We start from the raw sequence: 25,700 nt of genomic DNA on the forward strand, positions 1-25,700 counted from the left end.
GCCACCCCCACTCCCGCAAGGAGGTCTCCATGAAGCGGAGTTCCAGGAGTTTTTCCGCGCTACTCGTCTGCACGGCCCTCGTCACCACGGTCTTCGGTATCGGGTCGATCACCGCGGCCGCTGATCCGGCCCCTGCCGCCGCCGGCCCGTCGGTGTCCGCCCATGCGGGCCACACCATGGCGGCGTCCGCGGTGCCCTCCGGAGACGACGCGGACGGTGACGGCTACATACCGGCGAACCCGCCCGTGACGGGCGTGACCCCGTCCGACCGGGAGCCGACGCCGCGCTACTTCCACGAGTTCCAGGCCAACTGCGCGGTGACGCACACCGCGCCGGACGACCCGATCGTCTTCCCGGCGCAGCCCGGGAAGTCCCACGACCACACGTTCATGGGCAACACGACGACGAACGCCAACAGCACCACGGCGTCGCTGTACGGCGGCAATACCACGTGCAAGGCGCCCGGCGACTCCTCGGCGTACTGGCTGCCCTCCCTCTACAAGGGCGACAAGAAGATTCTCCCGATCGGCCCGCAGGTCATCTACTACAAGGCCGGCGTCACCGATTACACCAGCGTCCGGCCCTTCCCCAAGGGCCTGCGGTACGTGGTCGGTAATCCCCTGCAGAGCGCCCAGGACTTCCGCAGCCACCCGGGCTGGGTCGAAGGGTGGGAATGCGGCGAAAGCTTCAAGAACGTCGACTTCCCGCAGAACTGCCCGGCCGGATCGCAGCTGAACCTCCGCATGCAGGCTCCGAGCTGTTGGAACGGCCTGCACCTCGACACCCCGGACCACAAAGCGCACATGGCTTATCCGATCGTCAAAGCGGGCACCAACAACAACGTCTGCCCGGCGAGCCACCCCGTGGCGCTGCCCATGATCGAGTTCAAGATGGCATGGCCGGTGGACGGCGACATGTCACAAGTAAGGCTGGCCAGCGGACGCGGGTACTCGTTCCACTACGACTTCTTCAACGCGTGGAACGAGCCGACGCTCAAGGCCCTCGTCGACCACTGCATCGTCGGCGGCCTCCAGTGCGACCCACGCGGCTACGACCAGGCGCACCCGCAGGAGGGTGCGGCTCTGGGTCCTGACTACCGGCTGCCCTGATCTCGGCCCCACCTGCCGCCCGAGCCCGTTCCGCACCTTCCTGACGAGGAGCGGAACGGGCTCGGCCCATATTCCCGACCTGGGGCTGTCGCGTAGCGGAACTGCCGCGGTGGGCTTGCCGTGTGGTTGGGGGGCGAGACTCACGTGGCTCGGCCACCGACACGGGAAAAGGTCTACGCCGAGTCGCGAACCACCAGCTGCGGTTCGAAGATTACCGAGGTGGGCTCGGTGCGGGTTCCCTCGATGTGCTCCTGAAGAAGTCGCGCCATCGTGGCCGCCATCTCCTCCATCGGCTGCCGGACCGTGGTCAGCGGCGGTCGGCAGGTGGTCGCCGTCACGGAGTCGTCGAAGCCGACCACCGCCACATCGTCCGGCACCCGCTTACCGTGCTCCCGCAACGTCTGGCAGGCTCCCTGCGCCATCAGGTCGTTGGCCGCGAACACGCCGTCGGTGTTGGGGTGCTCGATCAGCAGGCGAGCCATCGCCGCCGCACCGCTGTCGAGCGTGAACCCGCCCTCGGCGATGGGGAGGTAGGGGTGGCCGTGGCGCGCCATGGTGTCACGGAAACCGGCCAACCGGTCCTGGGCCGCGGGCAGGTCCAGGGGCCCCGTAATGGTCACGATACGCCGACAGCCACGTTCGAGCAGGCGCTCGGCCGCCAGTCGTCCACCGTCTTGGTGGGCGAGGTCGACGTAGCTGACCGGAACCACCGAGGCCGGACGCGCGAACAGCACGCAGGGCAGGTTCTCGGCGGCGAGCAGAGCCGGCAGCGGATCCTCGGCGTGCGTGGAGAAGATCAGCGCACCGTCCGCGCTGCTCTGCCGCAGGTACGCGAGGACCTGTCGCCGCGCGGACTCGGACTCGGCGAACATCAGTACCGGATGCATCGACCTCGGACGCAGGTAACCGACGACTCCGCTGACCACCCGTCCGAAGAAGGGGTCCGCGAACACGCGGGTCGCGAACGCGGTCTGCTCGCCCTCGGAGTCGTCGTCGCCCGCGCCGGAAACGACCAGAGCGATCGTCTCTGCGCGCCGGGTCACCAGCGAGCGTGCAGCACGGTTCGGCGTGTAGCCCGTCCGTTCGATCGCGCTCCGTACCACGTCCTGAATCGCGGGATCGACGTTCCGTATGCCGTTGATGACGCGGGAGACGGTGGCGCGCGAGACACCCGCCTCCCGGGCGACATCCTCCAGAGTCGGCAGTTGTCTGGTCATGGCCGTACTCTAGCGGCTGGCAACGGGGCTGGTAGAGCGCTCTCCCTCCTCCGGGCCGGGCTCAGCGACGTTGTAGTAGCGGTCAGCGGCAACTCTCCCGCCGATCGGCCGGCGAGTACCTGCCATACGCCGGATTCGGTGCGCCATGCTCCGTCCGCCTCGGACCAGTGCCGCAGGGCGTGAGCAGGCACCCGGATCGCCGCGGCCACCCGCTCGCCCGGATCCGCTTCCACGGCCGCGTATCCCGCGAGCCACCGCACCGGGCGTTCCACCGCCGAGCCCGGTTTCGCGAGGTAGACCTGGACCACCTCCCGGCCGCGCCGGCCCCCGGTGTTGCGAATCCGCACGCGGGCAGTGAGGGAACCGTCGGCAGGTACGACCTCGGGGAGATCGAGGCGTTCGTATTCCCACGTGGTGTAGCCGAGGCCGTGCCCGAACCAGTAGGCAGGCGTACGGCCCGCACGCAGCCAGGCGCGGTAGCCGATGTGCAATCCCTCGGCGTACTCCAGTACGCCGTCCTCGGGTGCGGTGTCGGTGACCGGCACGTCACTGAGGGCGGCACCCCAGGTGGTCGGCAGCCGTCCACCCGGTTCGGCCCGTCCGAACAGCACGTCGGCCAGGCCGGTGCCCGCTTCCTGGCCGGGGAACCAGGACAGCAGCACCGCTCCAGCCTCCTCACGCCACGGCAGCTCCACCGGGCCGCCGGCGTTGACAACCACCACGGTGCGCGGGTTCGCGGCCGCCACGGCACGTACGAGCTCGTCCTGATGGCCGGGGAGCGCGAGATCGGTGCGGTCGTGGCCCTCGGACTCGCTGTTCTCCGTGGTGCCGACGAAGACGACCGCCGCGTCGGAATTCCGCGCGGCCTCGGCCGCCTCGGCGATCGCGGAGGCGGGGTCCGGTACGGGCGGGCCGGCGGTGACCAGGATGGCGCGGCCCGTGTCGGGGGCCAGTTCCCGGCTCGCCACGATGTGTACGGCGTGTGCGTCCGTGAGCCGTACACGGCCGTACTGGCACGGCGGATTGACATGGACGACGGCCGGGTCGTCGGTTTCCCGGGGAAACGTGCCGTCGATGACGGGGCGGCCGTCCACCGTGAGGCTCATACGGCCGAAGCCTCCGACGCCGAACGTCCACTCGCCGTCCGTCGCGGGCTCCAGGAGGGCACTGATTTCAACGCGGTGCGCACCCGGCGGCACGAACGGTTCCATCTGGCGGCCGGAGAAGCGGTGCTCGGCATGGAGTTCATGCCCCTCGGCGTCCAGAACGCGGACCAGGAGACCGGGTGTGCCGCTGCGAGGGTCTCGGCACGTCGCTCGGTCCAGCGGTGGGGGAGCGGCGCCGAGAGCGGGACCCGGGGCGTGGGCGACACGGGTACCCTCCCCCAGCGCGCTGCGGATCCCTTCCCATGGCGAGACGACATGGTGGGGGAAGACACCGGCGCTGCCGCCGCCCTGCACCCGCGGCTGGGTGGCGTGTGCCCCGATCACCGCTACGGTGCGCAGGGTGGCGGGTTCCAAGGGCAGCACACCGTCGTTGCGCAGCAGGACCGACCCGGCGGCGACAGCCCGGCGCAGCAGTTCCCGGTCGTCGCCAGGCCGGGCCGGCCCCGTCCGGTCGGGCCTGGCCACTCCGAGTACTCCGACCCGATCGGCGAGTCGGAGGATCCGGCGGACCTTGTCGTCGACGGTTTCCAGCGGCACGGTTTCCTCGCGCACAGCCTGTACCAATGCGTCTCCCCAGGGGCTTTCCGGTCCCGGCATCGCGAGGTCGTGGGCCGCGAACGCGGTGGCCACCGTGGAACGCACCGCGCCCCAGTCGGACACGACGACCCCGTCGAATCCCCACTCGCCCTTGAGCGGCTCCGCCAGCAGCGGGTTCTCCGTCATCGTGGCGCCGTTGACGCCGTTGTAGCCGGCCATGACGAGCCACACACCGGCTGCCACGGCGGCTTCGAACGGCGCGAGGTACACCTCCCGCAGAACGCGTTCGGCGACGCGGACGTCCACAGTGAGCCGCTCGGTCTCGGAGTCGTTGGCGACGTAGTGCTTGGCGGTCGCGGCGACGCCGTGCGCCTGGATGCCGCGGATCAGTGCGGCACCGGTCCGGCCGGTCAGCTCCGGATCTTCGGCGAAGCACTCGAAGTGGCGGCCGCCCAGCGGTGAACGGTGCAGATTGAGCGTCGGCGCCAGGACCACGTGCACCCCCTTGCGCCTCGCCTCGGTCGCGAGCAGGCTCCCGAGTCGCTCTACGAGGTCTTCCTCCCACATCGCCGCCAGAGCGGTCGGCGAGGGCAGCAACATCGAGGTAGTTCGTTCGTCCCAGGCTTCTCCGCGCACTCCCACAGGGCCGTCCGAGGACGTCATCTCTCCCATCCCGACAGCGGGTTCAGGGCGTGTGCGCCATGTGGTGGACCCCGTGAGGAGCCGTGCTTTCTGCCCCAGATCCAGCTTGTCGAGCAGTCGCGCGCGTTCTTCTTCGGTCATCCTGCTTGCCTCCTCGGCCGCCCAACATGGGAGAGCGCTCTCCAAAGATTCGGACGAGACTGGGCTCCTGTCAATGCGGAGTAGTCCGACCCGCAGGCGGCGGTGGCTGGATTCACCCAGCGCCGCGTGCCTTGCTTGCCCTCGTGCATGACACCCGTGCGCGGCCGCTCTCGGCGATGTCACCGTGGAACCACACCGGCGTCCTTGTCGGCTGGGTGTCAATTCCGGTGTCTGCCAACTCGGTCCTACGGCGCCCACAACGTCTTGGGGTACAGCTCGGCGAGAGCCGGGCAGCCGTCGCACACAGCGAAAGCGGAGCACTCCTCCCGCCATGGAGGAACAGCAGGTCGACGCGCCCGACGCAACGAGACCGGTGTCGGTGCGAGCGTGTCGGTGACGCCGGTGCCGGGCCACAACGGGGTCCGGCACCTTCTGCCCGAGCCGGCTGCCGGTGTGAGCCGACAGGCATCTGGAGGCCCTGTCCGGCCACCGAGTGGATCAGCGTGTGACGTCGAGCGGTGCTTGGCGCAGGCGTGTGATCGCGGCGAACAGACCGCTCCGGGCGCGTTCGGCGAGGGGAGCCCGCGCTTCAGGGGCGTACCCGCGGGGGGCCGCCTCGACCAGCGATCAGCTATGGGGCGTGGATTCGTCCTCAGCGTGCGGCCCTGGTGATCGAGGAAATCTACCTCGCGGTGAGTACACCGATCCGGTCGACCTCTCGCAACAGCCCCAGCCGACCGAGCCCCCCGGCCCTTGGCAGCCTGCTTGCCGTACGAGCCCGTGGCCGGAGCCGCCGGCCTGCCGGGCCTTCGCGAATGGACACGGCGTAACCCGCACACTGGAAAGGCGTCGGGAGCGCAGGGCCGGAGATCTCCGCGTTGACGACAACGTTGTTCGGGTGGCGCTGGGTGGCGGTTTGCCCTTTGAGGGGTCGCGGCGCGGAAGCCGGTCCATACGCCGGTTCGCGATTGCCAGGGGAAAGCGAGGGTGGAGGCCACGGAGCCGGCGGGTGCGGGGCCGGGAGCGGCCATGCGTCCCGGGCCCGCCCATGTTCCAGTTGGTCAGGACGCGTCACCGGCGCGGCCACCGCGGTGAGCGCGGATGATGTCCCTGTAACGGTGGCCGCTGGCCTTGATCGTGCGGTGCTGCGTCTTGTAGTCGACGTGGACCAGGCCGAAGCGCTTGTCGTAGCCATAGGCCCACTCGAAGTTGTCGAGCAGTGACCAGGCGAAGTAGCCGGCCAGCGCTGCACCCTTGCGGGCGGCGCGGGCGCATGCGGCCAGGTGCTCCTCCAGGTACAGGGTGCGCTCCTTGTCGTCGATGCTGCCGTCGGCACGGATGACGTCCGGGTAGGCGGAGCCGTTCTCCGTGACGTACAGCCGGCGCGCACCGTACTCGTCGGTGAGGCGGAGCAGCAATGACTCGATGCCTCCGGCGTCGATCTCCCAATCCATGCCGGTGCGCGGCACTCCGAACCGGCGGATCTGCCGGGCGAAGGGGGCGGGGCCGGTCGGATCGTCGGTGACGACCGCGGGGAAGTAGTAGTTGAGCCCGAGCCAGTCCAGTGGTGCCGCGATGGTTTCCAGGTCGCCGGCCTGCTCCGGAAGCTCGACACCGTAGACATCGAGCATGTCGGCGGGGAAGCCCCGCCCGTGTACGGGGTCGAGCCACCAGCGGTTGGTGTGGCCGTCCATGCGCCGGGCCGCGGCGATGTCCTCGTTCCGGTCGCTGGCCGGTGCCACGGTGGACAGGTTGTTGACGATGCCAACGTGGGAGCCGGGTGCGGCGGCCCGTATCGCCTGGGTGGCCAGGCCGTGGCCGAGGAGGAGGTGGTAGGAGGCGCGCACAGCGGCGGTGAGGTCGGTCAGGCCGGGGGCCATCTTCCCTTCCAGGTGGCCGATCCAGGCCGAGCAGAGTGGCTCGTTGAGCGTGGCCCAGTGCTGGACGCGGTCGCCGAGCCGCTCCGCGACGGCGGACGCGTACGCGGCGAGATGGTACGCGGTGTCCCGCTCGGGCCAGCCGCCGCGGTCCTGGAGGCCCTGGGGCAGGTCCCAGTGGTAGACGGTCACGGACGGGGTGATGCCCGCCTCCAGCAGGCCGTCGACGAGCTGGTCGTAATAGTCGAGCCCCTTGGGGTTGACCGGGCCGTCACCACCCGGGACGACGCGCGGCCAGGCGACGGACAGCCGGTAGGCGTTCGTGCCCAGCTGCTTCATCAGCGCGATGTCCTCGCGCCAGCGGTGGTAGTGGTCACAGGCGGTGTCACCGTGGTCGTCGTTGTCGATCTTGCCGGGGGTGTGCGAGAAGGTGTCCCAGATCGACGGGGAGCGGCCGTCCTCGGCGACCGCCCCCTCGATCTGGTACGCCGAGGTGGCGGTCCCCCAGGCGAAGTCCTCGGGGAAGGCGGCAAGGTCGGTGAACTCGGTCACGGACGTCCTTTCGAATGAGGCTGAGTAAACAGGGAAGAAGTCGGTCACTTGACCGCACCGGCCGTGAGCCCGGTTACCAAGTACCGTTGGAGCAGGAGGAATCCGGCGACCACGGGGACGCTGACGACGAGCGAGGCGGCCATGATCTGGTTCCAGTACACGTCGTTCTGCGTCGAGTAGCCCTGAAGGCCGACGGCGAGTGTGCGCGTGGCGTCGTTGGTCATGACGGAGGCGAAGAGGACCTCTCCCCAGGCGGTCATGAACGCGTACACCGCGACGGCGACGATCCCGGGGATCGCGGCCGGCACGACCACCCGGAAGAGGGCCTTCAGGGGTCCGCAGCCGTCGACCAGAGCGGCCTCGTCCAACTCTCTGGGTACGGAGTCGAAGTAGCCGATGAGCATCCAGATGGAGAACGGCAGCGAGAACGTGAGATAGGTGAGGATCAGTCCGACGCGCGAGCCGAACAGGGCGACGCCGGTCGCGTTCCCGATGTTGACGAAGATGAGGAACAGCGGCAGCAGGAAGAGGATGCCGGGGAACATCTGGGTGGAGAGCACGGAGACGGTGAACAGGCGCTTGCCGCGGAACCGGTACCGGCTGACGGCGTATGCGGCGAAGACCGCGATGACCACGGAGCAGACGGTGGCCGCGCCGGCCACGATCAGGGAGTTCATGAAGTACTTCGCCAGCGGCACGGTTTCCCAGATGTCGAAGTACGGCCGGATGGTCAGCCCGCTCGGCATCCACCGGAACTCGCTCGACACGTCTTCGAGCGGTTTGAGTGAGCTGGAGACCATGACGTAGACGGGCAGCAGTACGAAGCCCGACAGCAGCGTCAGGAAGATCCGGCGCGACCACACAAAGGAACGCGGCGCCGCCATGGGCGATCTGCGCACGGCCGGCTTGTGCGGGGGAGAGCTATGCATCAGTGACCTTCCTCCCACGCGTGGTGAAGAAGAGGTAGACGCCCGTCACCAGCAGCAGGAAGAGCAGCAGCAGTACGGACATGGCCGCACCGGTACCGAAGTTCCAGGTGGCGAAGGACGACTGGTAGATGTGGATGGAGATGAGGTTCGCCGCCTCCGGCGCCGCCTTGCCGAACAGCACGAACGGCGTGTTGAAGTCGTTGAACGTCCACAGGAACAGCACCAGGACCAGCACTTGGTTGACGGGGCGCAGCGACGGAAGAGTGATCTTGCGGATCTGCTGCCAGACGCCGGCGCCGTCCAGGGCGGCCGCCTCGTACATCTCGCGAGAAATGTTCTGCAGTCCGGCCATGACGATGAGGAAGGCGAAGGGCCACCCCTTCCACACGGAGACGATGAGCAGCGCGTAGAAACTGTTGTCGCCGATGAGCCAGAACGAGGGGCTGTCGGTGAGCCCGAGCTGGTCATGGATGACGTGATTGATCAGGCCGTTGTCACGCTGGAACATGAACGCCCAGGTGATGACGGCGGCGTAGACGGGCAGCGCGTAGGGCACCAGGAACAAGGCCCGCAGGATGCCTCGGCCTTTGAACGTCTCCTGCATGTAGACCGCGGCGGTCGTGCCGAGCAGCCAGCACAGGCCGACGGACAGGGCGGTGAACAGGCAGGTGGTGACGAAGGACTGAAGCAGCGCCTCACCTGCCGGCCCGTCGAAGTCGACGGCGACCCGGAAATTGTCGAGCCCGCGCCACGGCGCGGCACCCCAGTCGCGCAGGTAGAACTGCGTGAGCTCCTTGAAGCTCATAAGGATGCCGATGACGATCGGCAGGAGGTGGATCAGGATTTCCAGCAGCAGCGCGGGGAGCAGCAGCAGATAGGGCAGTGCGGTGCGGCGGACCCGCCCGGGGCGGCGCGGACCACGCGCTGCCCCGGGGGCGTTCTTCCGCACGGCCGGCTCCTTGATCTCCGGGATGGCGGTCGCGTTCATAGGAGTGTCACTCACTGCTTGGGCATCTGCTGCTGGGCCTTGGTGAGTTCGGCCTTGACCGACTCGGTGGTCACCGCGCCGCCGCCCGCGGCGGTGGCGAAGAGGTTCTTCACCGCGGTGCCGACGACCGTCTCGAACTGCGACTCGTTGGGCACCTGCGGGAGCGGGGCGGCGCTGGTGGCGAGGGTGTCGCGCAGTACCTTCAGCTCGGGGCGGTCGAAGGCCGGGTCGCTCTGCGCAGCCTTTACCGGCGGGATCGAGCCGTAGGTCTTGCAGAGGATCTTCTGCTCCTCGTCGCTGGTCATGAACTCCACGAACTTCATGGCACCGTCGGCGTTCTTGGTGTTCTTGAACACCGCCATGTTGATGCCCGAGACCATGGAGTTGAGGTTCCTGCCCTGGCCCGGCGCGCCCGACTGCACCGGCACGGGAGCGACGCCCCACTTGCTGGCGTCCATGCCCTGGGACTTGAAGGTGGAAGCGGCGGCCTGCCACAGCACCATGGCCGTCTTGCTCTTGGCGAAGTCGCTCAGCGACTGGTTCTGCGCGTACTCGGCGTTGCCGGGCGCGATGATCTTGTGCGTGGCCATGAGGTCCACGTACTGCTTCACGGCGGCGACGGCGCCGTCGGAGGTGAAGTCCGGCTTGCCCTGGGCGTCGAAGAAGTCGGCTCCGTGCTGCTTGGCGAGCACGAACACCTGGTGGATGTTGTTGGACAGGTTGGAGCCCTCGGCTCCCAAGGCCCACTTGCCGTCCTTGGACAGCTTCTTGCCGGTGGCGACCATCTCGTCCCAGGTGGCCGGCGGCTTGGTGATGCCGGCCTCCGCGAACATTTTCTTGTTGTAGTAGAGCGCGTACGACATCGAGTACAGGGGCACGGCGGCCGGGTCCTGCCCCTGGGCGCCGGTGGAGCCGAGCGCGGATTCCTCGAAGCGGTCCCGCCCGCCGATCTTCTCGAAGTTCTTGTCGTCCCAGGACAGCAGCGCACCGGTGGACTGGAGGGACGCGGACCAGGTGTTGCCGATGTTGAGGACGTCGGGGCCCTGCCCGGACGTAGTGGCAGTCATGATCCGGTTCAGCAGGTCCGACCACGGCACGACCTCGAGCTTGACCTTGATGCCGGTCCGCTCCTCGAACTTCTTCAACTCCGGCTCTAGGGCCTTCTTGTCCGCCTCGATGTTCGGACCCTGGTTGGAGGCCCAGTACGTGAGGGTCTTCGGTGACTCGTTGGAGCCACCGTCGGCGGACGAACCGCCACCGCACGCGGTGGCGGTGGCGAGCAGGGAGATGACGACCGCACCGATGGCTGCTGCTCGGGTTCTGCGCATGGCTCCAGGTGCCCCTTTCTGGAGGACGGGATGTGCCGAGGGGGGAGGCCGACGGTCAGTGGCTTCAACGTCTGAATGCCCACACGGCTTAATTTAGGACGTGAGTTAAGCTGTCGTAACCGGTACCGTCAAGGTCTGGCGCGGGACAGACTTCCGCGATACCGCATGCCGGAAGGGCGAGACATGGCAGGAAGAGCGGGACGTACGGTCTATGACCTGCGGCGGAGCAATCGCGCCGCCGTATTGCAACGGCTGTACTTCGACGGCCCCATGAGCCGCCAGGAACTCGGTCCCGCCACCGGACTCAGCTCAGGCACCATCAGCAACGTCGTCGGGGAGCTCATCGCGGACGGCCTGGTCGAGGAGGCCGGCAGCATCGACTCCGACGGCGGGCGCCCCCGCATCCTGCTGCGCATCACGCCCGGCAGCGGCTGCATGATCGGCGTCGACGTCGGGGAGACCCGGGTTCGGGTGGAGCTCTTCGACCTCACGCTGACCGAACTGGCCCGCGTGGAGAAGCCCATGACCGGCGACGGCTACGACGTCGGCCTAGTCGTCGCCCACATCCGCGATGGCATCGAGGAGGCGCTACGCCGCACCGGGACCACTGCTCAGAGCCTTGTGGGCGTCGGCATCGGCGTTCCTGGCATCGTGGCTTCGACGGCCGAGCACGGTGCGGTGGTCCACGGCCAGACCATCGGCTGGGACGCGGTGCCGCTGGAGGAACTGCTCAGGGACTCCTGCCACTTGCCGGGCTCGGTTCCCATTCTCATCGAAAACGGCGCCAGAACCCTGGGGCAGGCGGAGATGTGGTTCGGCGCCGGCCGCGGCTCCCAGAGCGCGGCGGTCGTCCTCTTCGGATCGGGTGTGGGGGCCTGCCTCGTCACGGACGTGGCGCAGCAGGGCAGGGCCCTGGAGTGGGGACACCTCACCGTCCAGGTCGGCGGCCGTCGCTGCCGCTGCGGCGCGTCGGGCTGCCTGGAGGCGTACGCGGGAGCGGCCGCTCTGCTGAAGCGTTGGCGGGAGGCGGGCGGGCGTCCCCCGACGGGCGCGGACGAGGAGACCGCACTCGCCGCCCTTGTCTCAGCGGCGTACCCGGACGACGGCGGCGACACCGACCCGGTGGCAAGCGAGGTGCTGCGGGAGACCGCCGAGTACTTCGGGGCGGGACTTTCCGGCCTCATCAACCTCTTCCAGCCGGAACGGGTCCTCGTCGGCGGGTGGGCCGGTCTCCAGCTGGGGGCCCGGTTCCTCGCCGACGTACGCGAGCACGCTGCCGCGTACTCGATGACCTATCCGGCCGAGCGAGCCACCATCGGCCTCGGCGCGCTGGGCCCGGACGCCGTCACCGTCGGCGCGGCGACCCTGCCCCTCGCCGGTTTTCTCGATGCCGGCGGCAGGAGGGAGCAGCCGGTACGTGAAATGGCGCTTCCCGCATGGCAGTCGGCCTTGCAGGGACGCGTGCTGAACTGAGCATCTCTGTTGCTGCGTCGGGAGGTCATCGGGGGTGTACCGCCCAGGGGACACGAGTCCTTGACAAGAGCTGCTCGCGCCGGAAGGTTTGGAGAGCGCTCTCCTTGTGATTCCTGGTTCGTGGAGAGGGGAGCGGTGTGACGGCGGGGCCGTGGTCGGGACCCAACCGCGGCTGACCGTGGCGCAGGGCCACGTCGCCTGTGCCGCGGCAGGGCACGGAACACCGGAGGCGCCGTAACCGCAGTGCACGAGCAGCGAGCGAGCCGTGGTGTGGCCGGGTGCTCTGAGGCGGCAGGAGGGGGCGGTATAGCGCCGAACGTCATGGGTCGGTACCGGTCCGCAGCGGATGCCCTTCACCAGTCGGCCGCCGGGCTCGGCCTCCTTCCCCGTTCCGTGCTCGGCCGCCTGGCCGCCGGAGCGGACGCGCCTCCGGCGCCAGGCGGATCCCGGCTACCCGGCCTCGGTCTTCTTCAGGTTCGGCCCCGCGCTTGGCGGCGGCTGGCACCAGGCCCTCAGGAGGCCGCAGTGAGGCTCCCGGCGGGAACGGGGTTCGTCCCGAGCCCATCTGGCGGGAGCCTCACCGCCCGTACGCCCGATCTCCGGCTTCCTCAACCGGGCCTGGTTTCACCGCCGACCCGGCGCGGTTCAGCTCGCGGGCACCGTGTCCTCGAAGGGGGTGCCGGCTGAACGATACGCCGCGACCTTGGCGCTGACCTGGGTGGGGGTGAGGACCTGGTCCTTGACGTGCAGGACGTAGTCGACTTGCTCCTGGTAGGCGCGTGGGGTGGTGGACGTCTGGCCGTTGAGGTCGATCAGCCACTGGTTGAAGTTGATCGACATGGGGCGCTCGGGCAGGTAGGCGGCGTCGTGGGCGCCGAACAGCTGTCCGTCGATGTAGTACTTGATGGTGCTGTCATCGATGGTCAGGACGAGGTCGTGCCAGCCGGCGTGGCTCTGGCGGCTCTCGGTGTGCTGGTTGACCGCCTGCCACGGCTCGGGGTTGTAGGTTTCCCAGGAGGTGGCGTACAGGATGTTGGACGGCTCGCCCCAGCCGCCGTTGGGCAGGTACTCGAAGTCGTACTCGGCGTAGTCGTCGGCCATGGGTGCCTTGAGGTCGTTGATGGTGAAGAACGTCTGGACCAGGTGGTCGCCGTCGGGGCCGGAGACGGGGGCGTCGTTGAACTTCACGCGGGCCGCGTAGGTGCCGTTCTTGAATTTGGTCGCCTTGGTGAGCACCTCGGTGTGCTCGGTGCCGGAGGCCGTGCCGTTGGTGGAGGTCTCCATGGTCATGACGGTGTTGCCGCCGCTGCTGGCGAAGGTGACGTTGGACGGGTCCCAGGTGGCGCCGGGAACGCCGGGGCCGCCGGAGTTGGAACGGACCGACCAGCCGTGGGCGGAGATCGCGGGGTCGGTGTGCGAGTTGTAGCTGAAGTCGTCCCACAGGGTGCCGGAGCCGCCCGGCGGCGGTGTGGTGGGGGGCGGGGTGGTCGGCGGGTCGGTGGGCGTGTTGCCCGCGGGGGCGGTGCCCCAGACCAGGGAGCCGGCGCGGGTGGCGGTGACCTTGGTCCAGTCGCCGTAGGAGGTCTGGGTGGCGCTGAAGGAGTAGTCGTCGCTCTGCCGCAGTGTCTGCCAGTTGGCCTGGTAGAACCGCAGTTGCATGTCGCCGGTGTCGGCGCCCGGGGCGAGGGAGCCGGCGCCGGAGGTGAAGCCGATCTCCAGGTAGCGGTCGGCGGTGTCGGTGGGGTTGGCGGGGGTGCCGAAGGTGCCGGTGATGTTGGCGCAACCCTTGACCGCCCAGGAGCAGCTGAAGCGGTAGCCGGCGCTCGCCGAGTCGGCCTTGAAGTAGTAGCGGAGTTTGACCTCGCTGAGCGGCAGGGCGGTGGTGCCGGAGTTCTTCACCTTGAACCAGGGCTCGCTCTGGTCGGCGGTGGCGCCGGTGGCGCTGGTGCGGTACTGCACCGTCAGCCCGCCGGCGGCGCTGGCGGTGCCGGGCAGGGCGGCCAGGGCGGTGGCGCCCAGGGCCGTGGCGACGGCGGCCGCGGCGGCGGTGTGCAGACGGGCGCGGCGTTGCCCGGCCGGCCGGTTCTCCTTGCTGGTCACAGTGGTTTCCTCTCCCTGTGTGATCGGGTGGATGTCATGCGGAGGGCGCTGTACTAGCGGGCGCCGCAGCCGTGCGCGGCGCGGTGAGGGGGTGGTGGTGGACGCCGAGGGCGTCCAGCCGTGGGAGGTGCGCGGTGAGCCGGACGGTGAAGTCCGGCCAGCTGGTGGGTCCGGTCCAGGCCCGGTCGGCGAGTGCGCACAGGCGTGGGTAGGCGAGGCGGTCCAGGTCGGCGGCGGTGGGGGCGAACTCCGTCCAAATCTGCGCCTGGGTGCCCAGGACCCGGCCGCCGCCTGTGTCGGGCGCCTGTGCTGCGGGGTCGCCGCCGTGGACGGCGCGCAGGTCGACGGTCGGGCCGGGCTGGGCGGGCGGCCCGTTCGGGTCGTCGTCCTGGGCGTAGTCGAGGTAGGTGGTGCGGTGGTGGGTGAGGACGACGTCGTGGCCGCGGCGCAGGGCGTCGGCGGCGTGGGCGGGGTCGCGCCAGCTCATCACCGTGAACCCGGGCGGGAGCAGGGTTCCGTCCTCTGCCCAGCCGACGGGGCGGCGGCCGTGTTCCATCAGATAGGCGCCCGTCCGGCCCAGGAGCCAGCCGTGGAGCGCCGCGGGCCCGGGCAGTTGCTCCGCGGCGGCGCGGGCGCGGGCGGTAGGGCTGTGCTCCCACTCGGTGGTGGGGCACTCGTCCCCTCCGAGGTGGACGTAGGGGGAGGGGAAGACCTCCATCACCTCGGCGAGAACGGCGCGGCAGAAGTCGAGCACCTCGTCGTGGACGCCGAGGATGGTGTCGCACACGCCCCAGCGGGTCCATACGTCGAGCTGGCGACTGGGGTGGTTGCCGAGGTGGGGGTAGGTGGCGAGGGCGGCGCGGACATGGCCGGGCATCCCGATCTCCGGGACCACGCACACGCCGCGCTGTGCCGCGTAGGCGACGAGGCCGGTGAGTTCGGCGCGGGTGTACGCGCCGCCGTGCGGGCGGCCGTCGAAGTGGGTGGAGCCGTCGGGGCCGACCATCGACTCCGCCCGGTGGGCGCCGACCGTGGTGAGGCGGGGGTGGGAGGCGACGGGCATCCGCCAACCCTGGTCGTCGGTGAGGTGCAGGTGGAGGACGTTGAGTTTGTGCAGGGCGAGCAGATCGATGTGGCGGCGCAGGGTGGGGGCGTCGTGGAAGTGGCGGGCGACGTCGATCATCAGGCCGCGCCAGGAGTGGCGGGGGACGTCGGTGATCTCTACGCAGGGCAGTTCCCAGCGGTCGCGGCGGACGGCGGCCGGCGCCAGGACGAGTGCCTCGGGTGGCAGGAGCTGGCGGAGGGTCTGGACGCCGTGGAGCAGACCCGTGGGCTGGGCGGCGCGCAGCAGGACGGAGCGCGGGGAGACGGTGAGTCCGTACCCCTCCTGTCCGAGGCCGCGGAGTCCTGGATCGACGGTGAGGGTGACGGTGCCGGACGGCGAGGGGGTCAGGGGCAGGCCGGTGGCGGGGGCGAGGAAGGCGCGCAGCAGGTCGGCGGCGCTCTCGGCTCCGGGGGTGGCGCGGATGGTGGTGGTGGTGTCGAGGGTGAAGTGGCCGGAGCGCGAGGAGAGCCGGGTGGGCCGGGGCAGGAGGGCCTGTTCGGGACGGAGTAAGGACACGGGTGGGCGGCCTTCCGGGTGAGGGCGCGGACGGGTGCGGTGCGCCGGCGTCTCCCCGCGCGGCGGGGGCGTGGGGTCTTCAGCCCTTGACGGCGCCGGTGGCGAGGCCGGAGGTGACGTGGCGCTGGAGTGCCAGGAAGACGACGAGGGCGGGGAGTGCGAAGAGGGTGGAGGCGGCCATGGTGGCTCCCCAGTCGGTACCGAAGGTGTTCTGGAAGGAGGACAGCCACACCGGCAGCGTGCGCTGGTCCTGATTCTTGATGATCAGGAAGTTGGCGTAGGCGAACTCGTTCCAGGCGGTGATGAAGCCGAAGAGCGAGGTGGCCATCAGGCCGGGGGCGAGCAGGGGGAAGGCAACCCGGCGGAAGGCGCCGAACCGGGTGCAGCCGTCCACCTGCGCGGCCTCCTCCAGCTCCGGCGGGATGGTGGCGATGAAGCCGCGCAGCACGATCACGGTGAACGGGAGCGTGACCATGAAGTAGACCAGGGTGAGGGTGACGAGCCGGTCGAGCATGTCGGTGTCGCGGGCGATGATGTAGAGCGGGATGATCAGCGACTCCCACGGCGCCATCTGGGCGATGAAGACGGCGAGGACGAACTGCCGGCGCCCGCGCCACCGCATGCGGGCGACGGCGAACGCCGCGCCCAGGGCGACGACCAGGGAGAGCAGGACCGCGCCGGCGGTGACCAGAAGGCTGTTGCGCCAGAACTGGGCGAAGCCGTCGGCCTCCACGGCGGTGCCGAAGTGTTCCAGGGTCCAGGTATGCGGGAAGAGCTGTGGACTGGCGGACTGGATGTCGCGGGATGGTTTGAAGGCGGTGGTGACCATCCAGTAGACGGGGAAGAGGCAGACCAGTACGGTCAGGCCGGCCGCCATGTGGAGCGGGAGGCGGCGCAGTCGGCGGACGGAGCGTACCCGGATGCCGGTACGGCTGACGCTGCTCAAATCTCGTTCTCCTGACGGAACATCTGGCGGAAGTACAGGACCAGCACCCCCGACATGAGGACGACTGTGACCATTGAGGCTGCCGAGCCGAGGTCGTAGCGTTGGCTGGAGAGGGCGGTCTGCACCGCGTACACCGGCAGGATGGTGGTCGCTTCGCCGGGGCCGCCCTTGGTCATCACCCAGATCTGCACGAATGCCTTGAAGGTCCAGATCACCTCAAGGCAGAGCACGAGCATCACGATCGGCCGGATCATCGGGAAGGTGACCGACCTGAGGATGCGGAAGGCGTCGGCGCCGTCGATGCGCGCGGATTCGTGGAGTTCGGCGGGGATGGTGGTGAGCGCCGAGTACAGGGTGATGGCGGCGAACGGCACCGACTGCCACACCACGAGGATGACGAGGATGGCGAAGGCCGCGGTGCCGTGGGCGAACCAGGGGTACCGCGCGTAGGAGTCGAAACCCAGTGAGGTCAGCGCCCAGTTGACGACGCCGAACTCGGAGTGGAAGAGCCACTGGAAGACGGTGGTGGCCGCCACTACTGGCATCGCCCAGGCCAGGACGAGGGAGCTGAGCACGACGGTCCGCCAGATTCGGCCGAGCCGCTCGGTCATCAGCGCGACGAGCAGGGCGATCAGCATGATGAGGACGACATTGACGGCCATGAAGAGGAACGTGCGGCGCACCACCGTCCAGAAGCGCGGATCGGTCAGCAGTGTCTGGTAGTTGGCGAAGCCGACGAACCTGGCGTTCCCGGTGATGAGTTCACGCAGGCGGAAGTCCTGCAAGGAGATCAGGACGGCGCGGGCGAGAGGGTAGAGCAGCAGATAGAGCATGCCCAGGACGGCAGGGGCGACCAGCAGGTACGGCCAGGGCCCGCCGCGGTCGCGGGAGGTGCGGCGGGCGGTCGGCGGGACGGAGGTCCGGTGCGGCCGGTGGCGGGCAGAGCGGGGGACGACACGTTCACGGATGGCCGGCACGGCTCCTCCTCTCGTACGGGGCGGCTGCGGGCAGTGCGGAGGGCTGAGGGCGGACCGGCGATCGTTCCGGCCGGAATCGGCAGTCCGGGCGGCGGGCGGCGGACCGGACTCCGGCGCTCCGGGGTCAGGATGCGCTGTTCATCGCCCGGGTCATCTCCTCGGACGCTTTTGCGGCTTCCTGCTTCATGTCGCGGCCGGTGAGGGCGGCGGTCATGTAGTCCTTGATCGGATTTTCCGCCTCGACAGCGGCCCAGCCCGGGGTATTGGGCGTGGCGCGGCCTTCGGCGGCACCGACGGCCATCGCGGCGGCGCCGGGATCGGAGGCGACGGCGGAGGCGAGGGAGGTCTTGTTCGGTACGTAGCTCATGGCGAGGGCGAGCCTCTTCTGCCAGGCATCGCCGGTCAGTTCCTTGACGAAGGTGTAGGCGGCGTCCTGGTGCCGGGAAGCGGCCGGGATCACCAGATCTGAACCGCCGGTGAAGACCGCGCCGGGCTTGTCGGCGGTCTTGCCGGGGATGGGAAAGAAACCGAGCGTGTCCTTGAGTGCGGGGTTCTGCTCGGCGATGACGTTGGCGCCGCCGGGAACAGAGATGATCTGCGCGACCTTGCCCTTGGCCATGACCTCGGCCTGCGGCGGGTTGGCCTCGTCGGCGTCCTTGGGGCCCTTGCCGAGCGTCTGGAGCTTCTTGTAGAACTCCATGCCGGCCAGCGCCTCGGGGGCGTCGAGGGCGCCAGTCCACTTCCCGCCCTTCTGGACGGCGAGGTCGCCGCCCTCGTCCCAGATGAAGCCGGCGAGGGCGTACCAGGTCTGGCCGGTGAGGTAGATGCCCTGCTGAAAGTCCTTGTTCAGCTTCTCCGTCGCGGCGATCCACTGGTCCCGGGTCTTGATGGCAGTCGGGTCGACGCCGGCCTGCTGGAAGAGGTCCTTGCGGTAGACCACCACGCGGTTGGCGGCGTAGAACGGGATGCCGTACTGCTTGCCCTGCCAGGCGCCGGGTTCGGCCAGCCCCTTGAGCCAGGCGTCACCTCCGAGGTCGGCCTTCTTGTCGGTGAGGTCGAGCAGTCCGCCGCTCTGGGCGTACTGGGCGACCTGGGTGTTGCCGATCTCGATGACGTCGGGCGCGTCGTTGCTGGCCAGAGCGGCGGTGACCTTCTGGCCGATGCCGTCCCACTCCTGGATCTGGATCTTCAGGTCGATGTCGGGATGGGTTTTGGCGAAACCTGCGGTGAACTCATTCTGGAAGGTGGCGGAGACGCTGTCACGCATGAGCCAGACGGTCAGCTCGGACCTGCCGCCGCCCGAGCCGTCACCGGCCTTGTCGTCGGAGCCGCCGGAGCAGCCACTGAGGGCGACGGTCACAGTGAGGACGGACGCACCGGCGAGCAAGCGGAACTTCACGGTTCACCTCGGAAGACCTTGTGGGTGGCGCGGAGCAGGGAAGCAACGACCCGGCTACCTGACCAGTCGGCTACTGGACAGCTCACCTGTTGATGGTGGAAGAAAATGGCATGGACCAATGAGGCCGTCAAGCCCCTGAAGCACAGCCGATTCCTCTCGGCACGGACAGAGATATGCTTCTGCCATGCTTGACCAGCAGACGTAAACTGGTTCTGACCAGTGCGGTGTTGAGGAAAGCACAGCGGCGACTGGTCACGTGTACACGCCGCATGGGCGGCTGGAAAGGGGACGACGCAGATGGGCGACGCAGAGCCAGGCACGCTGCGGCCGACCGGCGACGCCGCGGTGACGGAGGAGCCGACCGCCGCGCCACAGCCCCGGGACATCGGACCGGAGGGCGGCCGCCCCGGCGGCGTGCTCAAACGGGAGCGGGTCCGCGACGCCGTACTGGAGATGGTCGAAGAACGCTGTCCGGGGGACGCGATCCCCTCGGAGCGGACACTGTGCGCGCAACTCGGGGTGTCCCGCCCAACCCTGCGGGCGGCCGTCGACGATCTGGTCACCGCCGGTGTTCTCGTCCGCGAACACGGCCGGGGTGTGTTCGTCGCCCCGGACAAGATCACCCAGGAGCTGGTGCCAGGCCACCACTCGCTCCGCGTGCCGCAGGCGTCGGGGGCCTGGTCGAGTCGACTGCTGGAGTTCACCACGGTACCGGCGGGCGCCCGGGTGGGCCGCAGGCTGCGGCTCTCGCCTGCCGCGGCCATCGTCTACGTGGCGCGGCTGCGGTTGGTGGACGGCTCCCCGATGGCGATCGAGCACCTGCACATCCCGGCCGCCCTCGTGCCCGGCCTCACCGCCCGTGAACTCGAGGACGGCGACCTCTACGAGCATTTGCGCAAGCACCACGGCGTCCATGTCAGCGAAGCGACACAGGCGATCGAGCCCACCGTGGTCACCCGCACCGAGGCAGAGGTACTCGACGTGCCGGAGCTCTCCCCGGCGCTCCTCTTCGAGCGCCTGACCACCGACGCCGACGGGCGTCCGGTGGAGTACGTCCACTCGCTCTACCGCGGTGACCGCTACCGCATCGTCTCCCGCCTGACACTCAGGACCGACACGGCGCCCGTACCACCGCCCACCGGACACCACCCGGGCATCCCGCCAGGCGACTTCACCTACGGCGACCCGGTCGTCGCGTCAACGCTGGGAGACGTGCAGGGAGAGCGGTGAACCGCCCGTGCTTCCGGCATTGGCATTCGCCCTGCTGTGGCCGGGCGGCGGAGAACACCAGCAGCCCGTGTCCCCCTGCTGGGTGCGGTGGGTAGTTGCGCGGACCGTGGCACTGGCAGGGACCGCGTCATGGAGCCGGCCTCCCTCTTTGCCCTGGGTGCGCAGCAGGGACAGGCTACGGGCCGGGGTGACGTGCTCACTCTGCGGGTCGTCGATTCCCTGGGGGACGTCGAAGCGGACCTTTGGCTCACCGCCATCTCGGTAACTGTGAGCACCGCTCCTGTATCACGAAGTGACCGACGACGGTTTGACAGGGAGGCCAGACCAAGGAGTGTGAAGGTGCGGGGAACGGGTGAAGTCAGTGCCGATCAAAGTGGGAACGGCCTGGCCGGAGATACCTGCTGGGTAGCCACCGCCCGCGCAGTTCCTGATGTGCTCGGTGCGGCGTGTAGGCGCGCGCAGGTTTGCGGACCTGGCCCTCACGGACCGGAGCAACTGATCGTTTCAGAATGCCGTCCGACGGAGATGCCGGAAGCCCACGTGGAAACGACCAGGCCACTGCCGTACGCGCCGTCCTGGAGGTCACTCCCCGCCTGACCCAGGCCCCGGTCACCGCCACTCGCTGACAACGGCCCCGGCCGCACCGAACATACCGGCTCCCGCGCCCCCGGCGTCCTGCGCACCGACCGGGTGCGACCGCGGACTGGGCCACGTCGTCGTCGGCACCACCGACTTCCACGCCACGACCGCACACCGGGGTAGGTGCCGAAGTACGCCTGGTGGTAGCGGGAGTCGTCGGGGCGTTCCCAAATCGGAGCGGCATCGAGGGCCTGGGCCGGGTGACCACGAGCTCACCGACCTCCCCGATGACGGATCGGCCCTGACTGTCGAACGCTTCCAGTGCGACTCCGAGCAGCGGGGCGGAGATCTCGCCGGGCCACACGGGTGTGGCGGGCGTGCTGCCGGCGAAGTCGCTGACGATGTCGGTGCCGCCGCTGGTGGAGGCGACCTGGACTCGTGGTCCCACGTGGTCATGGCCCCAGTGGCGCGCCCCGGTGGGCAGGGGCGCGCCGGTGGAGCCGAGGACGCGCAGCGCGGACAGGTAGCTGCCGCTGGTACCACCCTCGTCATGCCGGCCCGGTCGCATCACGGAGAAGGCTCTCGCGGACTTCTCGGCAGCTGGTGCGCTCGACCCGGGTCATGTCCAAGGAACTCGGCCACTCGACGCACCGGGACAAGACGTAGTACCCGTGCCGGACACCCGGCCGGCGATCCGACCGTCCGGAGTCCGGCGCACGATCCACTGCCTCGTCCGGCGCAGGGTGGGAGCGCGCTCACCTCATCACGATCCGGTCCGTGTCGAGCGAGGGGTCGATGAGGACCTTGGCATGGACCTCGGGGGCAGCCAGGGCGGTGAACGCCGAGGCGACGCCCGTCAGCCCGACCCGTCCGGTGATGAGGTGGGGGGCGTTCAGAGTGCCGCCGGCGAGGGCGTGGAGGGTGTTCCGGAACTCCAGCGGCGTGTATCCGACGGCGAATCGCAGGTCGCGTTCCTTGTTCACCGCGAGCGATGGACGGTTCGTGTCGAGGCCCATGCAGACTCCGACGACGACGCGCGAGTGCAGGGGCGCGGCGGCCAGGATGCCGTCGATCATGCCGGGCACCCCGACGCATTCGAAGACCACGGGGAGCTTGGGGCGGGTCGCGCCCACCGCTTCCAGGGCCCGCCAGGCGGCCTACCACGGCAAGGGCATGCGGGCCAGACTCTCGACCGCGTCGATGCCCGCGTTGTACTCGTCGGGCATGGTGGTCATGGAACCGTGCCCGGCCGAAGAGCCTTCCCAGGGCGATTCGACCGCAGGGTCGACCACGGCGTCGGCGCCGCACTTCCTCGCGAGCTCCCGGCGACCGGCGGAGTAGTCGCTGGTTATCACGGTGGCGACGCCGCGGGCTTTGAGCACGGACACGACGGCGAGGCCCACCGGGCCGCAGCCGAGCCGCTCCGGTTGGAGCCGGGGCGGCCCGACGTCGGGGTTGTGACCTCGCGCAGCAGCGCGTGTCCGGTCGCCCCGCGCTGTCTCAGGAGCGGGCTGCCGCGGCGGCGGTGATCCAGTTTCTGAACTCGACGGCGAAGTGCCGCATGTGGTGCTCCAGGACCTCTTCCGGGCACGAGGCGGGCATGTAGACCGTCAGGTGCGAGGCGAAACCGTCCTCGGTGTCGCCGAACTGGATGAGCACCCGCCCGACGACGGTGCCGTCTTCGAGGAAGAGGTTCGAGGACATCTTGTACGGAAACTGCGACTCCGGGAGGACTTCGTCCGCGTCCGCGGCCCATGCGGTCGCCTCGGCGCCCCATCCGCCCATGTAGAAGGAGCAGACGTGGGGGCCGATGTTCTCCACCACGTGGGGCGTTCCGTCGGCCCGGTTGGTCATCACGTAGTGCTCGGGGTGCGCCGCGAGGAGCACGGCCTCGTCGCCGGCGAATGCCCTTTCCATCCAGGCCAGGAAAGAGTCTGCCTTCAGGCCCTGCGTCGTGAGGACGGTCGTGCCCCCGGTGAAGCGGCCGTCGGAGTCGAGGGCGCTCTGCCGCAGGAAGGCGTTGCCTTCCTCGATGTCCGCGGCCAGCAGGTCGAGCAGGCCCTGGCGGCCCAGCCGCTCCCTGAAGCGGTTCACGGCGCGGCGTGCATAGAACAGCTCGAAGTCGTCGATGCTCCCCGGGCCGGTAGGCCCTGCCGTGAGCGTCACGGCCACGGGCGCGGCGGTCGGGTTGTCGGTCATGGTCGAACCTCCAGGGCAGAATGTGAATACAAATTCGCATTCACATTTCGAGGGTAGCCGGAGGAGGGCACCACTTGTCAAAGGAACCTGCTGAGACCGCTGCCGATACCATGCGAGACATGACCCACGCGGCCGACCGCCCCCTGCGCTACCGGGAGCCCCGGCAGGCGCGCAGCGCCGCGACCCTGGCTCGCGTCCTGCGGGCGGCCGAGGAGATCGCGTCCTCGGCCGGTCTGGAGGAGATGACGATCACCAGCGTCGCGAAACGCGCCGGTGTCTCGGTGGGCACGATCTACCGCCGCTTCGAAGACAAAGAACAGCTGATCACCGCCCTCACCGAGCGGATGCTGGAACGACGCGAGGAGTGCGTGGCCGAGCAGCTGCGCATGGCCGAGCCGTCGCTTCCCGGCGTCATGGACGCCTACACGCACGCCCTACTGCGGTCCTTCGCCGACAGCAGCAATGTGTTCCCCGAGCTGCTGCGCGCGCGGGGGACCCACGCCTTGGATCGCGGGGCCCACACCATCACCGCAATCCACCGCCTCCTGCTCGAAGCGGCAGCCCCCTACGCCGACCAGATCCGACGCTCCGACCCCCAGAGGGCACTGGACACCGCGGCCCGCTCCATCCTCGGCGCCTGCTTCCACAACTCCCTGCGCCCCGACCGTCCCACCAGCGAGGCGGCCATACGCCGTTACGCGGATGAGCTCAGCGACATGGCGATCGCCTATCTGCTCACCGCCGACGGCCGCCGCACCGCTCGCACCTAACCGCAGGCGGGGCCAAGGCGCCTGGCACCGTCCGGGGCTGTTCAGCGGTACAGGTCTTCGTCGAGCCTGCGGTACAGCAACAGGAGGGCTTTGACGTCGGCCACATTGGCCAGCTGGTGAAGCAGGGTACGGATCGCCGGGGCCTCCTCGCGGTCGCACCCCCGCGCATCCACGGCCTGACCGGGGTGCCCGTCAACCCCCTCGCCGTCTTCTGAACCCACCCCGGGACGGGGCGACGGCGGCTCCAGAGGGGCATCGTGTCAGGCCGTGAGCCAGCAATCAGTGATAGTGGTTGAAGCAGGCCGTGTCCTGTCGGCCGCTGCGCGTGTTGGTGGGGTGACGCGTGCACTGGCTCGCCCTCCACGCGGGTTGGTGCGGTCCGTGGCTCCATTCCCGCCCCGCGCCGGGGCCTCGTCACACTGCTTCAGTGCGCCAAGGTCCGGATCTCCCCGAGCGGTCAGAGCCTTCGTGCTGCCGCTTGGGTCAGCGGGCAGGGCGCCACGTGGTCGTGACGGTGTGGCCGGTGGCGGTGGTGATCTCGTCGCGGGAAATGAAGCCGACGCTTTCGTAGCGGGCGATGTTCGCGGGGTTGGACGATTCCAGGTAGGAGGGGGCACCGAGGGCGTCGATGCGGGCGAGGCTCTCGGCGAGCAAGCCCATGCCCAGTCCTTTGCCGCGGTGGTCGTCGTGGACGCCGAGCAGGGTGAGGTAGTAGCAGGGCTCGCCGGGGTGGGCCGCCTCCAACTGGTCGTAAATCGCCAGGATCGCTTTGGCCACCTCCGTGCCGGCGGACTGCGCCAGCAGATCCTCCAGGCCACTTTCCTCTTCCGGGGTGAGCTCGGTGCCGCCCGGCGGGATCCACACGGCCGCGGCTTCGAGGCCGGGCGTGACGAGTGTCCAGGGGTAGCGCAGTGCGGAGGTGACGTACAGGCGCCACATGGCCGCCGCCTGCTCGGCGCGCTGCTGTTCGTCGGGGAAGGCCGGGCCCCACAGCGGGTCGTGGAAGAAGGCGGTGGTCATCGTGGAGACGATGGCATCGGTGTCCGCGTGGGTGGCGACCCGGGGAGCGGGGCGGTATGTGCTGGTCATCGCCGTACCGTAGCCGCGCGGGGCGGCCGGGCGCTCGACGGATTTCGTTCACTTCGGATGGCGGTTACTTCAGTTCGATTTCGACGAAGGCCAGAGGTGCTGACGTTGACGACTTCGTGTTCGCCGCCGGCGGGGCGTGCATAGGACTCACCTGCCCGCAACTGCGAGAGGTGACCGTGCGTCGGGAGCGATCACGTCAGTTCGCCCGTCGGTGACGGGCACGACGACGTAGTCGTACTCGTGCACGTGACGGCCGGTGCTCTCTCCCGGCTCGAAGTCTCAGCGGGCGACCCGTACCCGCTCGTCCTCGTGCTGCAAGGTGGCGCGGGCGGTGGTCGTCATGGCCAATCTCCTCATCGTCAATTGCCGCATCAGCGCTCAGGTGGGAACATCCAGGTGGCAGGCTAGCTTGATCTTTAACCTGTGCGGCGTGGTCGTGGGGTGGTTAACTTCTTCGTTCGCTGTTTCGCTGCCGGTTTTTTGCGGGGTGTGTGCACGTCGTGGCGGGGTGTGGGCCGGGTGTTCTTTTGGCCCGGTGGCCGTTCTTCCTGTGGCTGTACGACCAGCACGTTGAGTGATCACGGCGCGCCGTGGCCGCCCCCGTCAGAGGCTGACTGAGTTGAGTTGCGGGGCAGACGCTGGCGGTTGTCGGCCCCACATGGCACAGGTCATAACGACCGTCCAAGGACGTCCACCAAGTCCAGGGCGCGGGCATAACACCAGGTCAGGGCCTCATAGTCCGGCGGAATCCGCACAGTCGGTGAGACCCGTGTGAGAGCGCGTGAGACAGCGAAGCCCCGCCGGAACGCGGCGGATTCCAGGGGTCGTTGC

At 69.2% G+C, this 25,700-nt stretch carries 20 protein-coding genes and 1 pseudogene; 4 read left to right on the plus strand and 17 right to left on the minus strand.

All coding sequences use genetic code 11. The features are described from left to right. The first annotated feature begins 29 nt into the window (after positions 1-29). Positions 30-1,109, plus strand: a complete 1,080-nt coding sequence (locus tag J7E91_RS21300) for a DUF1996 domain-containing protein (RefSeq protein WP_214907168.1) — start codon at positions 30-32, stop codon at positions 1,107-1,109. A 173-nt stretch (positions 1,110-1,282) separates the two neighbouring features. Here J7E91_RS21300 and J7E91_RS21305 read toward each other — a convergent pair whose 3' ends face one another. From J7E91_RS21305 to J7E91_RS21330, 6 genes are all read right to left on the minus strand, one after another. After that, complete coding sequence (locus tag J7E91_RS21305) at positions 1,283-2,326, minus strand: LacI family DNA-binding transcriptional regulator (protein WP_214907170.1); 1,044 nt, start codon at positions 2,324-2,326, stop codon at positions 1,283-1,285. After that, on the minus strand, positions 2,323-4,812 hold the full coding sequence (locus tag J7E91_RS21310; protein WP_214907172.1) for a glycoside hydrolase family 3 C-terminal domain-containing protein: 2,490 nt from the start codon (positions 4,810-4,812) through the stop codon (positions 2,323-2,325). Before J7E91_RS21310 ends, J7E91_RS21305 begins: the two co-directional genes overlap by 4 nt. Before the next feature lie 1,061 nt (positions 4,813-5,873). Continuing rightward, entirely contained in the window at positions 5,874-7,241 is a 1,368-nt protein-coding gene (locus J7E91_RS21315; RefSeq protein WP_214907174.1) for a GH1 family beta-glucosidase, read from the minus strand. A 44-nt stretch (positions 7,242-7,285) separates the two neighbouring features. Then, positions 7,286-8,125: a carbohydrate ABC transporter permease gene (locus J7E91_RS21320; RefSeq protein WP_214907239.1), complete on the minus strand. Its 840-nt coding sequence runs from the start codon at positions 8,123-8,125 to the stop codon at positions 7,286-7,288. A 37-nt stretch (positions 8,126-8,162) separates the two neighbouring features. Further along, positions 8,163-9,158 carry a carbohydrate ABC transporter permease gene (locus tag J7E91_RS21325; protein ID WP_214907242.1) on the minus strand — a complete coding sequence of 332 codons (996 nt, stop codon included), beginning with the start codon at positions 9,156-9,158 and terminating at the stop codon, positions 8,163-8,165. Positions 9,159-9,169: 11 nt separating this feature from the next. Then, positions 9,170-10,486, minus strand: a complete 1,317-nt coding sequence (locus J7E91_RS21330) for a sugar ABC transporter substrate-binding protein (RefSeq protein WP_214907175.1) — start codon at positions 10,484-10,486, stop codon at positions 9,170-9,172. Between the two features lie 183 nt (positions 10,487-10,669). On the opposite strand from J7E91_RS21330, the gene J7E91_RS21335 reads away from it, so the two are divergent. After that, positions 10,670-11,959 (plus strand): ROK family transcriptional regulator, encoded by a 1,290-nt coding sequence (locus tag J7E91_RS21335; RefSeq protein WP_214907177.1) that lies wholly within the window; start codon positions 10,670-10,672, stop codon positions 11,957-11,959. 645 nt (positions 11,960-12,604) lie between these two features. On the opposite strand, the gene J7E91_RS21340 is transcribed toward J7E91_RS21335, so the two are convergent. The 5 genes from J7E91_RS21340 to J7E91_RS21360 all read right to left on the minus strand — a co-directional run bounded on the left by J7E91_RS21340 (position 12,605) and on the right by J7E91_RS21360 (position 19,002). After that, positions 12,605-14,059, minus strand: coding sequence for a cellulose binding domain-containing protein (locus tag J7E91_RS21340; protein WP_308376864.1), 1,455 nt, complete (start codon positions 14,057-14,059; stop codon positions 12,605-12,607). A gap of 34 nt (positions 14,060-14,093) precedes the next feature. Further along, positions 14,094-15,680, minus strand: a complete 1,587-nt coding sequence (locus J7E91_RS21345) for a beta-N-acetylhexosaminidase (RefSeq protein WP_214907179.1) — start codon at positions 15,678-15,680, stop codon at positions 14,094-14,096. A 79-nt stretch (positions 15,681-15,759) separates the two neighbouring features. Further along, positions 15,760-16,557, minus strand: coding sequence for a carbohydrate ABC transporter permease (locus tag J7E91_RS21350; RefSeq protein ID WP_214907246.1), 798 nt, complete (start codon positions 16,555-16,557; stop codon positions 15,760-15,762). 65 nt (positions 16,558-16,622) lie between these two features. Beyond that, the gene (locus J7E91_RS21355) at positions 16,623-17,603 is read right to left on the minus strand and encodes a carbohydrate ABC transporter permease (RefSeq protein ID WP_214907181.1); all 981 of its coding nucleotides are present in this window, start codon (positions 17,601-17,603) and stop codon (positions 16,623-16,625) included. Positions 17,604-17,727: 124 nt separating this feature from the next. Further along, positions 17,728-19,002, minus strand: a complete 1,275-nt coding sequence (locus tag J7E91_RS21360; RefSeq protein WP_214907182.1) for an extracellular solute-binding protein — start codon at positions 19,000-19,002, stop codon at positions 17,728-17,730. A 297-nt stretch (positions 19,003-19,299) separates the two neighbouring features. Between J7E91_RS21360 and J7E91_RS21365 the strand changes: the two genes are divergently transcribed. After that, positions 19,300-20,232 carry a GntR family transcriptional regulator gene (locus tag J7E91_RS21365; RefSeq protein ID WP_214907184.1) on the plus strand — a complete coding sequence of 311 codons (933 nt, stop codon included), beginning with the start codon at positions 19,300-19,302 and terminating at the stop codon, positions 20,230-20,232. Positions 20,233-20,957: 725 nt separating this feature from the next. Here the strand turns inward: J7E91_RS21365 and J7E91_RS36135 are convergent. The 4 genes and pseudogenes from J7E91_RS36135 to J7E91_RS21380 all read right to left on the minus strand — a co-directional run. Further along, positions 20,958-21,334: pseudogene (locus J7E91_RS36135) on the minus strand (acetoacetate--CoA ligase); the annotation flags it as partial. A gap of 232 nt (positions 21,335-21,566) precedes the next feature. Further along, positions 21,567-21,944 carry a hypothetical protein gene (locus J7E91_RS21370; RefSeq protein ID WP_214907186.1) on the minus strand — a complete coding sequence of 126 codons (378 nt, stop codon included), beginning with the start codon at positions 21,942-21,944 and terminating at the stop codon, positions 21,567-21,569. Between the two features lie 24 nt (positions 21,945-21,968). Next, the gene (locus J7E91_RS21375) at positions 21,969-22,214 is read right to left on the minus strand and encodes a zinc-binding dehydrogenase (protein ID WP_308376865.1); all 246 of its coding nucleotides are present in this window, start codon (positions 22,212-22,214) and stop codon (positions 21,969-21,971) included. 97 nt (positions 22,215-22,311) lie between these two features. After that, entirely contained in the window at positions 22,312-23,010 is a 699-nt protein-coding gene (locus J7E91_RS21380; protein WP_214907190.1) for a hypothetical protein, read from the minus strand. A 119-nt stretch (positions 23,011-23,129) separates the two neighbouring features. Between J7E91_RS21380 and J7E91_RS21385 the strand changes: the two genes are divergently transcribed. Beyond that, the gene (locus J7E91_RS21385) at positions 23,130-23,780 is read left to right on the plus strand and encodes a TetR/AcrR family transcriptional regulator (protein ID WP_251016025.1); all 651 of its coding nucleotides are present in this window, start codon (positions 23,130-23,132) and stop codon (positions 23,778-23,780) included. Positions 23,781-23,821: 41 nt separating this feature from the next. Here the strand turns inward: J7E91_RS21385 and J7E91_RS21390 are convergent, their stop codons facing one another. Together J7E91_RS21390 and J7E91_RS21395 are read right to left on the minus strand one after the other, a co-directional pair. Further along, positions 23,822-24,001, minus strand: a complete 180-nt coding sequence (locus J7E91_RS21390; protein WP_214907194.1) for a hypothetical protein — start codon at positions 23,999-24,001, stop codon at positions 23,822-23,824. A gap of 262 nt (positions 24,002-24,263) precedes the next feature. Next, complete coding sequence (locus J7E91_RS21395) at positions 24,264-24,869, minus strand: GNAT family N-acetyltransferase (RefSeq protein WP_214907196.1); 606 nt, start codon at positions 24,867-24,869, stop codon at positions 24,264-24,266. Between the last annotated feature and the right edge of the window lie 831 nt (positions 24,870-25,700).

It is taken from the genome of Streptomyces sp. ISL-99 (assembly GCF_018614005.1).
Taxonomy (GTDB): domain Bacteria; phylum Actinomycetota; class Actinomycetes; order Streptomycetales; family Streptomycetaceae; genus Streptomyces; species Streptomyces flavidovirens.

Coding starts and splice junctions, on each gene's coding strand:
- J7E91_RS21335 (WP_214907177.1), top strand. CDS start 10,670: ATGGCAGGAAGAGCGGGACGTACGGTCTATGACCTGCGGCGGAGCAAT.
- J7E91_RS21310 (WP_214907172.1), bottom strand. CDS start 4,812: ATGACCGAAGAAGAACGCGCGCGACTGCTCGACAAGCTGGATCTGGGG.
- J7E91_RS21350 (WP_214907246.1), bottom strand. CDS start 16,557: ATGGCGGCCGGCCTGACCGTACTGGTCTGCCTCTTCCCCGTCTACTGG.
- J7E91_RS21300 (WP_214907168.1), top strand. CDS start 30: ATGAAGCGGAGTTCCAGGAGTTTTTCCGCGCTACTCGTCTGCACGGCC.
- J7E91_RS21395 (WP_214907196.1), bottom strand. CDS start 24,869: ATGACCAGCACATACCGCCCCGCTCCCCGGGTCGCCACCCACGCGGAC.
- J7E91_RS21320 (WP_214907239.1), bottom strand. CDS start 8,125: ATGGCGGCGCCGCGTTCCTTTGTGTGGTCGCGCCGGATCTTCCTGACG.
- J7E91_RS21325 (WP_214907242.1), bottom strand. CDS start 9,158: ATGAACGCGACCGCCATCCCGGAGATCAAGGAGCCGGCCGTGCGGAAG.
- J7E91_RS21365 (WP_214907184.1), top strand. CDS start 19,300: ATGGGCGACGCAGAGCCAGGCACGCTGCGGCCGACCGGCGACGCCGCG.
- J7E91_RS21305 (WP_214907170.1), bottom strand. CDS start 2,326: ATGACCAGACAACTGCCGACTCTGGAGGATGTCGCCCGGGAGGCGGGT.
- J7E91_RS21330 (WP_214907175.1), bottom strand. CDS start 10,486: ATGCGCAGAACCCGAGCAGCAGCCATCGGTGCGGTCGTCATCTCCCTG.
- J7E91_RS21385 (WP_251016025.1), top strand. CDS start 23,130: ATGACCCACGCGGCCGACCGCCCCCTGCGCTACCGGGAGCCCCGGCAG.
- J7E91_RS21380 (WP_214907190.1), bottom strand. CDS start 23,010: ATGACCGACAACCCGACCGCCGCGCCCGTGGCCGTGACGCTCACGGCA.